Here is an 11937-nt window from a genome sequence, read left to right as displayed (position 1 = left end):
TTACTCACAGGAGTTTGCGTATTATGACAGAGGGGTGCGCAGCGTTTCAATCAGGTCCTGCATGTCCTGCGGCAGATCCGCTTCAAATCGAAGGTTTTCGCCGGTTACCGGGTTTTCAAAGCCCAAAACGGCGGCATGCAACGCCTGACGCGGAAAGGCGCGTACGGCCTCAGAAGTTGCCGCACTGAACGCTTTGGCTGCCAATTTACGTTTGCCGCCATAGACCGGATCGCCGACCAGACCATGACCTGCATGGGCCATGTGCACACGAATCTGATGGGTGCGCCCTGTTTCCAGCCAGCATTCGATCAGTGCCAGCCCCGCCGGGGCACCAAATGTTTCAACCACACGTGCACGCGTCACCGCGTGCCGCCCTCCGTGAAACAAAACCGCCTGTTTCTGACGATCGGTCTTGTGTCGGGCAAGCTGAGTGGTCAGGCGCATGATGTTGCCCGGCTCGAAACTGACGCCTTTGACACCCCGCAAGCGCGGGTCATTGGCATCCGGCACCCCGTAGCAAACCGCTCGGTAGTAACGTTCAACACTATGCGCCTCAAACTGAGCGGCCAGCCCGTGATGAGCTGCATCCGACTTGGCGACCACAAGTAGCCCACTGGTTTCCTTGTCGATCCGGTGGACAATGCCGGGTCGTTTAACCCCGCCAACCCCGGACAAATCTGCCCCGCAGTGATGAAGCAGGGCATTCACGAGTGTTCCACTCGGCGAGCCCGGCGCAGGATGCACGACCATCCCGGCGGGTTTGTTCACCACAATCAGGTCGTCATCCTCGAAGACCACGTCCAGCGGAATATCCTCGGGGCCGATATGGCTGTCTTCGGCCTCAGCAACGGTGATGACCACCATGGCTCCTTCCGCTACCTTGGCCTTCGGATCGCGCACCTCAGCGCCCTCGACCAGAACCGAGCCTTCCTCGATCAAACGGGCCAAACGGGTGCGTGACAGGTTTTCCTCGGCTGGAACATCCCGCGAAAGCGCCTTATCAAGGCGAGGCGGCGGAGCGGCCGCGATCTGAAACTCAACCTGTCGGGTGCCCATGACCGTCCCTTCCGAACCCCAAGAAGAACCGCAGGAAACGCCGCAGCTGAGGCTGCTTCGGCGCATGGTCATGCTACTGACCGCGGTGATGATTGGCGGGGTTCTAGTGACATTCGCACTGATTGTCATCCGGCTATCGGACCGAACCCCGACCCTGCCCGATCAGATCGAACTGCCGGACGGCGCCAAAGCACAAGCGGTCACGATCGGCAACAACTGGTATGCCGTCGTTACTGACGACAACCGCATCCTGATCTTCGACAAAACCACTGCGAAACTGCGACAAGAAATAGTGCTGGAACCCTAGGCGTCGGCTTGTTCGAAGACTTCCGCAAAGGTCTTTTGCAGGGCAGTATCCACATCTGCCATGGTAACCGGCAACCCCAAGTCAACCAGCGATGTCACGCCGTGCTCCCGAATGCCGCAGGGCACAATGCCCGAGAAATGGTCCAGCTCAGGCTCAACATTGATCGAGATGCCGTGAAAGCTGACCCATTTGCGCAGGCGCAGACCAATAGCGGCGATCTTGTCTTCCGCAGGTTGTCCGGTGATCGTCAGCGGTTTGTCGTCTCGCTGCACCCAAACGCCGACGCGCCCGTCGCGAATCTCGCCTTTGACGTTGAACTCATCCAGCGCGGCGATCACCCAAGTCTCGAGTTGCTTTACAAACAGGCGCACATCGCGGCCCCGTTTGTTCAGATCGAGCATGACATAGGCGACGCGCTGACCGGGGCCGTGATAGGTGTATTCCCCGCCACGCTTGCTTTCATAGACAGGAAACCGGTCAGGGTCGGTCAGATCCTCGGGTCGCGCAGACGTCCCCGCCGTGTACAGAGGCGGGTGTTCCAGCAGCCAAACGCATTCCTCGGCCTCGCCTGCTGCAATAGCCGCCACGCGTGCCTCCATAAAGGCGACGGCCTCTTGGTAGTCGGTCGGCCCGTCTGAGATCTTCCATTCCATGCTTGCCTCATACCGTGCCGGTCGGTTGGGGGAAAGAGGTCACGCGGCCTCTTCCAGACATTGCTTGAGGACATTGGCGTATGTCTCGACCCCTTGCGCCCCTGTGGTCAGGTATTTCCCGGCGAACACCATCGAAGGCACGCCGGAAATGCCGCGGCTGGTCCAGAATTGCTGCTTCTCCCGCACCGAGGCCTGATGATCCCCGGATGCCAAAGCTGCCCGCGCGGCTTGCGGGTCCAACCCGGCCACCTCAGCCGCGTCTGCCAGTACATCGATGTCAGAAACATCCTTTTGATCCGTGAAATATGCTTCGAAAAGCGCAAGCTTCAGGGGATGCTGCCGCCCCTGCCCCTCGGCCCAGTCCAACAACTGATGCGCCTGGAACGTATTCACCATGCGGCTGTCGTCGGTGAAATTGAAAGCAAAACCAAGCTCTGCCCCAATCGAGGTCAGCCTCTCGCGCGCCTGTGCGCTTTGTTCGGCGGTGCTGCCGTATTTCTCCATAATGTGTTCGCGCAGGTTCTGCCCTTCGGCTGGCATCTGCGGGTTCAGCTCGAACGGATGCCACCTGAGCCGCGCGAGTACGTTTTGCTGCTGCAACGCCTGATCAAGCTGTTTGAAGCCGACGATACACCAAGGACATACAACATCAGAGACAACATCAATCTGAACAACGGGGCGGGTATCCGGGGTGGTCATCGTGGGCTCCTTCAGGGCGGTTGGCTGATACAGATATGAATGCCGGCGCTGAATTTAAACCAACGCGCTTTTGCCCCTTCACATCCGGGTTCCAAGGGTCTATACGCCGCGCTACCAAGTCATTGGCAGTGCGGTCGTGGCGGAATTGGTAGACGCGCAGCGTTGAGGTCGCTGTGGGGTAACACCCGTGGAAGTTCGAGTCTTCTCGACCGCACCAACAAAAACAATAGCTTGGCTGTTTCCCCACAATGCCGCGACTATTCTAAGCAACTGACGAGCCGCTTTTCGTCCGTCTTTGACGGAACAGCATTGCCGCGCCCAAGCTTTGTACCTTTTAAAGAAGACAACCACTTGTGCGCAATACAGGTTGTCCCAGGCACCTAGATACGCGATCTTGTTTGGAGGGTTGAAGGACTGGCGGCGCGTGGCAATAGGGTAGGACTAGAGCCCCAAGGCATTATTGTCCGCAACCGCGTTCGTCGCAGTCTTTTCCTATTGGCTATTAGTCCTGAGCCTAGCGCATCAAATTTCTGGTTCGAATCGCTGAGGTGCCCAAATCCACGTACAATCCCTGAGCACGTGCCCCTCTGTTTCCAAGCTGCAGCCACCGGTCGTTTCAACCCTGCAATATTCGACAGCAATTGTGGCCATTTAAGTAAAAGCTTAACCAAATTTCACTAAACCGGCATACATTCGCCCGGTTACAGAGTAGCATTGTCCTACCAGTCTTGAGTGAGTGGTATGTTAACCGGTAACCCGGATCTGCTCCGGTGACCCGTGAAGTGTATGGGTACGAGTCTGCCGTTCCGACCCCAAATCGGAACGGCAATTTCGTTTCCGGACTATGCTTCAAGCGGTTCGGACGGGCCAATGTCCGAATTCACGCGTCGCCAAAGCCTAAAGCGCGGCCTTGATTTGCTCGGCGTGTTTGGCGATTGCTTCGAAATCCCCCATCGTGCCAGGCGCGCGCAGGGGTTCACCTTCATGTCGAGGCAGAATGTGAAAATGCAGGTGGAAGACCTCCTGCCCGCCTGCGGCTTCGTTGAATTGCTGAATCGTCACCCCACCGGCGTCGAACGCCTGCTTGGCAGCACGTGCCAGTTTCTGAACGGTTGCCATAACGGCATTCAACTGCTCGGGCGTGGCGTCCAATACGTTGCGGCATGGGGTTTTCGGGATGACCAGCAGATGACCATCGGCGCGGGGCATGATGTCCATGAATGCCAGCGTCTCATCATCTTCGTATACGCGGGTCGAGGGGATCTCGCCGCGCAGGATTTTGGCGAAAATATTGTCCGGATCATATGCTGACATGTCGGGCCTCTGAATTTGCAACAGGTTCAAGGGAGTTCTGCGGTTCGAACGTGCGCCGGTCAAGGCGGAACTCGGCCGATTCAGGCCAACGAACCTGCGCGACCTCTTGAAAGAAGGAATGAAATAGCCAGATTCGACCCATCGATGATCTGAATTCGCGGCGCAACGCTTTGCCCGCGACAATTATTCTTGATCCAGATCAAACTCGGCCATTGAAGGCAACCTCAACGCAATCTAAAACCAGCAGTAATCCCGCGCACCGGAGAGGTCTGGTTGCGCGGCGTAGTTGCAACAGGAGGCACCTAAAATGGCAGACGCAGCCATTCATGGCCACGATCATGAAGACGAGCGCTCGTTCTTTCAGCGCTGGTTCATGTCGACCAACCACAAGGACATCGGGATTCTCTACCTGATCTTCTCGGCTATCGCCGGGTTCATCTCGGTGGCGATGACAGTTTACATGCGGCTTGAGCTGATGCACCCCGGTGTTCAGTATATGTGCCTGGAAGGCTTCATGGCCGATCCATGTACACCAAACGGCCATCTGTGGAACGTGATGATCACCTATCACGGTGTTCTGATGATGTTCTTTGTTGTCATCCCTGCCTTGTTCGGCGGATTTGGCAACTATTTCATGCCGTTGCAGATCGGTGCGCCGGATATGGCGTTCCCGCGGATGAACAACCTGTCCTTCTGGCTGTACGTCGCTGGTACCTCTCTGGGTGTGGCCTCGCTGCTCAGCCCCGGTGGTAACGACCAACTGGGGTCAGGCGTGGGTTGGGTTCTCTACCCACCGCTGTCCACGACCGAGGGCGGCATGTCCATGGACCTTGCGATCTTCGCCGTTCACGTCTCGGGCGCGTCATCCATTCTGGGCGCGATCAATATGATCACCACCTTCCTGAACATGCGTGCCCCGGGCATGACCTTGTTCAAGGTGCCGCTGTTCAGCTGGTCGATCTTTGTCACTTCGTGGCTGATTCTGCTGTCGCTGCCCGTCCTGGCCGGCGCGATCACCATGCTGCTGATGGACCGCAACTTCGGCTTTACGTTCTTTGATCCGGCCGGTGGCGGTGACCCAATCCTGTATCAGCACATCCTGTGGTTCTTCGGCCACCCGGAAGTGTACATCGTGATCTTGCCTGGTTTCGGCATTATCAGCCACGTCATTGCGACCTTCGCCCGCAAGCCGATCTTCGGTTATCTGCCGATGGTCTGGGCGATCATCGCGATTGGTGTGCTGGGCTTCGTCGTGTGGGCGCACCACATGTACACCGTTGGCATGTCGCTGCGTCAGCAGGCTTACTTCATGCTGGCCACGATGGTCATCGCGGTTCCAACAGGTGTTAAGGTCTTCTCGTGGATCGCGACCATGTGGGGCGGCTCGATCGAGTTTAAGACACCGATGCTGTTCGCCTTCGGCTTCCTGTTCCTGTTCACCGTTGGCGGTGTGACCGGTGTGGTTTTGTCGCAGGCTGGTATCGACCGTGCCTATCACGACACCTACTACGTTGTGGCGCACTTCCACTATGTAATGAGCTTGGGTGCCGTTTTCGCGATCTTCGCTGGCGTCTACTTCTACTTCTCGAAGATGACCGGTCGTCAGTATTCGGAGTTCTGGGGCAAGGTTCACTTCTGGATGTTCTTCATCGGCGCCAACCTGACCTTCTTCCCGCAGCACTTCCTGGGCCGCCAAGGCATGCCGCGCCGCTATATCGACTACCCTGAGGCATTCGCTCAGTGGAACTTCGTGTCATCAATCGGTGCATTCGTGTCCTTCGCTTCGTTCCTGCTGTTCTTCGGAATCGTGTTCTACGCCCTCTTCCGCGGCGCAAAGGAAACACGTCCGAACCCATGGAACGAATACGCGGATACGCTGGAATGGACCCTGCCCACCCCGCCGCCCGAGCACACGTTCGAGCAGTTGCCAAAGCAGGAAGACTGGGACAAAGGCCACGCGCACTAAGCCCGAACTGAGAAACAAACAAACCCCGCCATCCCGGCGGGGTTTTTCTTTTCGCACTCACCTTTTGGAACAACACATCGCCAGATCGGGCAAAATAGGCTATTCTGGTAAGGGAAACTCATCCGGCAATCCGGGGAGGATCCAGATGCCCGAAATTGACTTTTGGTATTCGATCGGCAGCACATACAGCTTTCTGACGATCATCCGCCTTGATGATTGGTGCGCCGAAAACGACACCTCAGTGCGTTGGCGCCCGTTCAACGTGCGCAGCGTGATGTCCGAACAGCAGAACGTACCTTTTGCCGGCAAGCCGGTGAAATCTGCCTATATGTGGCGTGATATCGAACGTCGGGCCGCCAAGTATCATATCCATGCCAAGCTGCCCGCGCCCTACCCCATTTCGGACCTGCCTCTGGCCAATCAGATCGCCCTACTCGGGATGAGTGAGGGTTGGGGCAAGGATTTCACTCAGAACCTCTACCGAATCTGGTTTGAAGACGGCATCGAGGCAGGCAGTGAGACCGCTCTGTCCGAGGCCCTATTGCGGTGCCAGCAAGATCCCCGCCTTGTCCTTTCCCGCGCGCGCGGCCCTGATGCCGTTGCGGCGTTGGAGGTTGAAACCGAACACGCAAAACGCCTCGGAGTCTTCGGCGCACCTAGCCTTGTCGTAAGGGGTGAAGTCTTCTGGGGCGATGACAGATTGGACGATGCGCTGTCCTGGGTCCGGGTTGGCCACGTCGTGTGATCTTTAACCTTAGACAGCACATAGCTTTGCGCTAGTTTTCCCCTATGCCCTATCAATGGAATCATACCTCGGACACCGAACAGGAATTGCGCCTCTGGCCGCATAACTCATTGCCCCCGCGCGGCGCGATGATCGTGATCCTGTCGGTCTTCACGTTCGGCCTTATTCCCATTCTGGCCATGCTGGGCTCGGTTGTCCTGTGGGGGTTGCTGCCCTTCCTGTTGCTGACAGTTCTGGGCCTGTGGCTCGCGATCCAGACGAACTACCGAGCGCGCAGCGCGGTCGAGGTTCTGACCCTCAGCGGCTCACAGGCGCGTCTGATCCATCAGTCACCGGGAAAACAGCAGCAGGAATGGTCTTGCAACAGGTATTGGGCCCGCCCCGAGATGCACGAAACCGGTGGGCCGGTGCCGCACTACGTGACGCTGATCGGAGCCGGTCGCGAGGTCGAGATTGGCGCGTTTCTGTCCGAGGATGAACGGATCACCCTCTATGACGACCTAATAGCAAAGCTGCGCGGACCGGCCGCGCAGTAAAGGGGGTCAATCTCAGCAGTCGCCGTTTGAGGCGGCGCATAAATGGTCTTTGACCATCGGACCGACCTTGCCGAAATCCATCTGACCGGTGTAGCGCGTCTTCAACTCGCCCATCACCTTGCCCATATCGCGGATCGAGCCCGCTCCGGTCGCGGTAATCGCGGTCTGAATCGCTTTCGAGACCTCGTCTTCATCCAGCTGCTTGGGCAGGAATTCCTCGATCACCGAGACTTCCAGCAATTCCCGTTCCGCGAGATCCAGACGTCCACCCTCTTCATAGGCGCGGGCGCTTTCCTTGCGCTGCTTGGTCATTTTACCAAGGATTTCAAGAACCTCGGCGTCGCCGCAGCCCTTGGCCTCTTCGTTTTGCGAGCCGCGCGCGGCGATATCGCGATCCTTGATCGCGGCATTGATCAACCGCAGAGTCGACAACCTTTCAGCTGCCTTGTCTTTCATCGCTTGCTTCAGGGCGGCATTCACCCGTGATCGCATGTCCATATGGTTTGTCCATCCCCATGACAAAGGAACCCCGAACATATCCAAACAAAAAGCGTGATACAACAGGGGGCGAATACCGCTAACCCATTGAAAAACAATAATAGCCCAAAAAATGATCAGACTTGACCCGAACGTATAACCCCCTTAGGTATGCGCCGATTTACCTGCAGGAGAGTTGCGCCATGGCCCAGAACGCCCCGTCCAAGCCCACCGCATGTCTGGCTTTGGCCGACGGAACTTTGTTCTACGGAATGGGCTTCGGCGCCACCGGACAGACCGTGGCCGAGCTGTGCTTCAACACTGCCATGACCGGTTATCAAGAGATCATGACCGACCCCTCCTATGCCGGGCAGATTGTCACCTTCACTTTCCCGCATATCGGCAATGTCGGCGTGAACCCTGAAGACGACGAAACCGGCGATCCGGTGGCTGCGGGCATGGTCGTCAAATGGGACCCGACAGAGCCGTCAAACTGGCGCTCGGCTGAAGAGCTGAAGGGCTGGCTGGAGCGTCGTGGCCGTATCGCGATCGGTGGCATCGACACCCGCCGCCTTACCCGCGCAATCCGCCAGCAGGGTGCGCCGCATGTCGCATTGGCCCACGACCCCGAAGGTAACTTCGATATCGAAGCGCTGGTGTCAGCCGCACGCGGCTTTGCCGGGCTTGAAGGGATGGATCTCGCGAAAGACGTCACCTGCGCCCAAAGCTACCGCTGGGATGAGATGCGTTGGGCCTGGCCAGACGGCTACCAGCGGCAAGAGGCCCCTGCCCACAAGGTTGTCGCCCTTGATTTTGGCGCAAAGCGCAACATCCTGCGCTGCCTGGCGTCGGCCGGATGTGACGTGACCGTTCTGCCAGCAACCGCGACAGCGGCCGAGGTTCTGGCCCATGAGCCTGATGGCGTGTTCCTGTCCAACGGCCCCGGCGATCCGGCGGCCACAGGCGAATATGCCGTACCGATGATCAAGGAGATCCTCGACACCACCAAGCTGCCGGTGTTCGGTATTTGCCTCGGTCACCAGATGCTGGCCTTGGCGCTTGGCGGGCAGACCGTCAAGATGAACCACGGCCACCACGGCGCGAACCACCCGGTCAAGGATCTGGAAACCGGCAAGGTCGAGATCACCTCGATGAACCACGGATTTGCGGTCGACGCGCAGTCGCTGCCCGACGGCGTGGTTGAAACGCACCGTTCGTTGTTTGACGGCTCCAACTGCGGCATCCGTATGACCGACCGCCCGGTGTATTCGGTTCAATACCACCCCGAGGCCTCCCCCGGACCGCAGGACAGTTTCTATCTGTTCGAGCGTTTTTCCAGCGCAATGGCGGACGCAAAAGCACAGGCATAAACACCAAAATTCCGTGTGTTTATCAGAGTTAACCGCGCGTTAACCTTAGTCGTTCAACCCTGACGCCAACAAAAGGCGTCGGGGTTTTTTCTTTTATGGTTGATTTGAACGCACAACAAATCTCAGCAACAGATCCGATCCCGTCGCCTGAGCTTCGCAAACCCGTAGGGGCATGTCTGGTTGATGCCGGAGTGATCACGCAGGACCAGTTGGATCACGCGTTGGACCTTCAGGTCCGCCAGAACGCTCCGCTCGGAGAAATTCTGGTGAGCGAAGGCTGGGCCAGCCGCAAGGATGTTCTGGCCGCTTTGTCCGCGCAAACCAATCTGCAGATCGCCGACCTGGCCCAAACCCCGCCGTCGGCCGAGCTAAGCACTCTCAAACCGATGGAGTTCTGGTTGCGGCACAATGTGATCCCGTGGTTGCGGATCGGTCCATTTCTGTTTGTCGCCACCGCGCGCCCGGATCGCTTTGCCACTGTGTCCGCCGAAATGGCGGGCTGCGACTTGACCATCGTTCCGGTTGTCGCCGCTGCCGATCAGATCGACTGCTCGATAGCCCAGATCTTCTCCGACCAGTTGGCTCAAAATGCCGAGGCCCGCGTGACCAAGGATCAAAGCTGCCGTACCTGGACCGCTTGGAGCCGGACCCGCAGCGCGAGCATAGTGGTGCTGGCGTTGCTGGCTTTCGTTTCGTTTCCGTTGACGGGAATGGCCATTCTGGCGACGGCGGCTGTGGTGTCGCTGCTGTTGTTCATGATCATGCGGTTCTCAGGCCTCTTGGCTTTTGCCCACCAAAGGCTGCGCCCGCAGCCCGCCCCCTCTTCACCGGTGACCGCTCTGCGACAACCCTGCGTGTCGATCATGGTTCCTTTGTACAAAGAGCGTGAGATCGCAGGAGCGCTGATCCGTCGCCTTCAACGCTTGACCTACCCCAAGGCGCTGTTAGACGTGATTTTGGTGCTGGAGGAAAAGGACGATGTCACGCGAGATACATTGTCAAAGGTTGACCTGCCCAGTTGGATCCGCACTGTCGAAGTGCCCGAACTAAACGGACTGACCACCAAACCTCGCGCCATGAACTACGCTTTGGATTTCTGTCGGGGCGAAATTCTGGGCGTCTGGGATGCCGAAGATGCCCCCCAACCCGACCAAATTGAGCGGGTCGTTGATCACTTCACGCAAGCCGCGCCCGAAGTTGTCTGCCTTCAAGGCGCGCTGGATTACTACAACCCGCGCACCAACTGGCGCTCTCGCTGCTTTACCATCGAATACAACAGCTGGTTCCGCGTCATTCTCCCGGGGATCGCCAAACTAGGGTTCGTGATCCCTCTGGGCGGCACGACCTTTTTCTTTCGCCGCGACAAGCTGCTGGAGCTTGGCGGATGGGACGCCCACAACGTAACCGAGGATGCCGATCTGGGCGTTCGCCTCTGCCGCGCCGGCTACCGGACCGAGATCGTGAACACCGCCACCTTTGAAGAGGCCAACTTTCGCGCCTGGCCGTGGGTCAAGCAACGCTCGCGCTGGCTCAAAGGGTTCATGGTCACCTACCTTGTCCATATGCGCGCGCCGCTGCGCCTGCTGCGGGATCTGGGGCCGCTGAAATTCATCGGCATTCAGGCGTTTTTCATGGGTACGGTCGGGCAGTTTTTGCTGGCCCCCGTCTTGTGGATGTTCTGGCTCACCACGCTGGGGCTGAACAACCCGTTCCTCCAGGTGATCCCGATGCAGACCTTCAAAACCCTGATCTGGCTGTTTTTGGCCGCAGAAGCGTTGAACTTCATCATCGGCGTCATCGCCGTCTGGGCGAAAGAGCGACGGTTCCTGCTACCCTGGGTCCCTACGATGATCCTTTATTTCCCGCTCGGGGTCGTGGCGGCTTACAAAGCGCTGTGGGAACTGGCCGCAAAACCGTTCTTCTGGGACAAAACCCAGCACGGGCAGGCCTCTGAGGACCTGCCGCCGCAGGACGCCTAGATCGCTTTGCGTTTGATTTGGATCGAAATACGCTGCCTCTCCCTACGGTCGAACGCGCATTTCGATAACTCTACCTGAGAAAAACGCAAAACGCTTTAGCCGTCGCGCCGGATCGCATCTTGCTTCAGCCGGGTCATGAACGCGACCGAGATATGCTCTTTCAGCGCTTTCGCCGCGCCCTCTTCGTCGCGCGCAGCGATGGCTTCGACGATACCCTTATGTTCGCTCTGCGCGATTTCACTGCGCCCTTGCGCCGCCAGAGACGTGGTCGCCATCAACGCCATGGTCCGATGCACAAGGTCCAGTTGTTGCACCAGATAGCGGTTGTGCGACGCCAAATGGATCTGCTCATGAAACCGTCGATTCGCCCGCGACAACGCCGCCGGATCATCGACCAGCGCATCATCCTCGGCGACCATCTCCTGCAACACGCGAATTTCTTCCTCGGTCGCATGTTTAGCAGCGAGGCTTGCGGCCAACCCCTCCAACTCGCGCCGGACAATGTAAAGTTCGGCCATTTGGTTGTGGTTCAGGGAGGCCACGATCAGCGACCGCCCGTCCCGTTCCAACAGAGACTGCGTTTCAAGACGTTGCAGCGCCTCGCGAATGGGGGTGCGGGACACACCGAACCGCTCGGCCAATTCGCTTTCGACCAGACGATCTCCGGGCTTGTAGATACCGACATCAATAGCGTCGAGTATCAGCGTATACGCGTCTTTGCTGGGGTGTCTGGATTGGGGCATGGGGCGATTGGTCTCCTCGTTCGAACCTGTCTATCCGTCCTGACCGTCTGCAATCAAGTGCGGCATTGAAAACCCGCCCGCAGCGCCCTACA

At 58.2% G+C, this 11937-nt stretch carries 12 protein-coding genes and 1 tRNA gene; 7 read left to right on the top strand and 6 right to left on the bottom strand.

All coding sequences use genetic code 11. From position 1 onward, the window contains the following. Positions 1-21: 21 nt before the first annotated feature. Positions 22-1056 (bottom strand): RluA family pseudouridine synthase, encoded by a 1035-nt coding sequence (locus ACR0KL_RS04945; protein WP_170469990.1) that lies wholly within the window; start codon positions 1054-1056, stop codon positions 22-24. On the opposite strand from ACR0KL_RS04945, the gene ACR0KL_RS04940 reads away from it, so the two are divergent. Continuing rightward, positions 1055-1363 (top strand): DUF6476 family protein, encoded by a 309-nt coding sequence (locus ACR0KL_RS04940; RefSeq protein ID WP_170487624.1) that lies wholly within the window; start codon positions 1055-1057, stop codon positions 1361-1363. The genes ACR0KL_RS04945 and ACR0KL_RS04940 overlap by 2 nt on opposite strands. Here the strand turns inward: ACR0KL_RS04940 and lipB are convergent. Continuing rightward, positions 1360-2016 (bottom strand): lipoyl(octanoyl) transferase LipB, encoded by a 657-nt coding sequence (lipB, locus tag ACR0KL_RS04935; protein WP_170677637.1) that lies wholly within the window; start codon positions 2014-2016, stop codon positions 1360-1362. The genes ACR0KL_RS04940 and lipB overlap by 4 nt on opposite strands. A 39-nt stretch (positions 2017-2055) precedes the next feature. Next, positions 2056-2715: a DsbA family oxidoreductase gene (locus ACR0KL_RS04930; protein WP_170677635.1), complete on the bottom strand. Its 660-nt coding sequence runs from the start codon at positions 2713-2715 to the stop codon at positions 2056-2058. Positions 2716-2845: 130 nt separating this feature from the next. Between ACR0KL_RS04930 and ACR0KL_RS04925 the strand changes: the two genes are divergently transcribed. Continuing rightward, positions 2846-2932, top strand: a tRNA-Leu gene (locus tag ACR0KL_RS04925). A gap of 680 nt (positions 2933-3612) precedes the next feature. On the opposite strand, the gene ACR0KL_RS04920 is transcribed toward ACR0KL_RS04925, so the two are convergent. Beyond that, complete coding sequence (locus ACR0KL_RS04920; protein ID WP_170677633.1) at positions 3613-4029, bottom strand: HIT family protein; 417 nt, start codon at positions 4027-4029, stop codon at positions 3613-3615. Between the two features lie 307 nt (positions 4030-4336). Here ACR0KL_RS04920 and ctaD point away from each other — a divergent pair, with 307 nt between their 5' ends. The 3 genes from ctaD (at position 4337) to ACR0KL_RS04905 (ending at position 7276) form a co-directional block, all read left to right on the top strand. Next, positions 4337-5995 carry a cytochrome c oxidase subunit I gene (gene ctaD, locus ACR0KL_RS04915; RefSeq protein ID WP_170470015.1) on the top strand — a complete coding sequence of 553 codons (1659 nt, stop codon included), beginning with the start codon at positions 4337-4339 and terminating at the stop codon, positions 5993-5995. A 145-nt stretch (positions 5996-6140) separates the two neighbouring features. Then, a complete protein-coding gene (locus ACR0KL_RS04910) occupies positions 6141-6740 on the top strand; it encodes a DsbA family protein (protein ID WP_170677631.1) in 600 nt (199 codons plus the stop codon). 44 nt (positions 6741-6784) lie between these two features. Next, on the top strand, positions 6785-7276 hold the full coding sequence (locus ACR0KL_RS04905) for a DUF2244 domain-containing protein (protein WP_170470021.1): 492 nt from the start codon (positions 6785-6787) through the stop codon (positions 7274-7276). A gap of 12 nt (positions 7277-7288) precedes the next feature. Here the strand turns inward: ACR0KL_RS04905 and ACR0KL_RS04900 are convergent, their stop codons facing one another. After that, on the bottom strand, positions 7289-7774 hold the full coding sequence (locus ACR0KL_RS04900) for a GatB/YqeY domain-containing protein (RefSeq protein WP_170457931.1): 486 nt from the start codon (positions 7772-7774) through the stop codon (positions 7289-7291). A 182-nt stretch (positions 7775-7956) separates the two neighbouring features. On the opposite strand from ACR0KL_RS04900, the gene carA reads away from it, so the two are divergent. Then, positions 7957-9123 (top strand): glutamine-hydrolyzing carbamoyl-phosphate synthase small subunit, encoded by a 1167-nt coding sequence (gene carA, locus ACR0KL_RS04895; protein ID WP_170677629.1) that lies wholly within the window; start codon positions 7957-7959, stop codon positions 9121-9123. A 95-nt stretch (positions 9124-9218) separates the two neighbouring features. Beyond that, a complete protein-coding gene (locus ACR0KL_RS04890) occupies positions 9219-11102 on the top strand; it encodes a glycosyltransferase (RefSeq protein WP_170677627.1) in 1884 nt (627 codons plus the stop codon). A gap of 95 nt (positions 11103-11197) precedes the next feature. Here the strand turns inward: ACR0KL_RS04890 and ACR0KL_RS04885 are convergent, their stop codons facing one another. After that, positions 11198-11845, bottom strand: a complete 648-nt coding sequence (locus ACR0KL_RS04885) for a GntR family transcriptional regulator (RefSeq protein ID WP_170470033.1) — start codon at positions 11843-11845, stop codon at positions 11198-11200. Positions 11846-11937: the final 92 nt, after the last annotated feature.

The sequence above is a fragment of the Ruegeria sp. C8 genome (assembly GCF_056537565.1).
The sequence above is the reverse complement of the archived record's forward strand: the minus strand, read 5'-3'. Positions and strand labels throughout refer to the sequence as shown.

Coding starts and splice junctions, on each gene's coding strand:
- ACR0KL_RS04940 (WP_170487624.1), top strand. CDS start 1,055: ATGACCGTCCCTTCCGAACCCCAAGAAGAACCGCAGGAAACGCCGCAG.
- ACR0KL_RS04945 (WP_170469990.1), bottom strand. CDS start 1,056: ATGGGCACCCGACAGGTTGAGTTTCAGATCGCGGCCGCTCCGCCGCCT.
- lipB (WP_170677637.1), bottom strand. CDS start 2,016: ATGGAATGGAAGATCTCAGACGGGCCGACCGACTACCAAGAGGCCGTC.
- ACR0KL_RS04930 (WP_170677635.1), bottom strand. CDS start 2,715: ATGACCACCCCGGATACCCGCCCCGTTGTTCAGATTGATGTTGTCTCT.
- ACR0KL_RS04920 (WP_170677633.1), bottom strand. CDS start 4,029: ATGTCAGCATATGATCCGGACAATATTTTCGCCAAAATCCTGCGCGGC.
- ctaD (WP_170470015.1), top strand. CDS start 4,337: ATGGCAGACGCAGCCATTCATGGCCACGATCATGAAGACGAGCGCTCG.
- ACR0KL_RS04910 (WP_170677631.1), top strand. CDS start 6,141: ATGCCCGAAATTGACTTTTGGTATTCGATCGGCAGCACATACAGCTTT.
- ACR0KL_RS04905 (WP_170470021.1), top strand. CDS start 6,785: ATGCCCTATCAATGGAATCATACCTCGGACACCGAACAGGAATTGCGC.
- ACR0KL_RS04900 (WP_170457931.1), bottom strand. CDS start 7,774: ATGGACATGCGATCACGGGTGAATGCCGCCCTGAAGCAAGCGATGAAA.
- carA (WP_170677629.1), top strand. CDS start 7,957: ATGGCCCAGAACGCCCCGTCCAAGCCCACCGCATGTCTGGCTTTGGCC.
- ACR0KL_RS04890 (WP_170677627.1), top strand. CDS start 9,219: ATGGTTGATTTGAACGCACAACAAATCTCAGCAACAGATCCGATCCCG.
- ACR0KL_RS04885 (WP_170470033.1), bottom strand. CDS start 11,845: ATGCCCCAATCCAGACACCCCAGCAAAGACGCGTATACGCTGATACTC.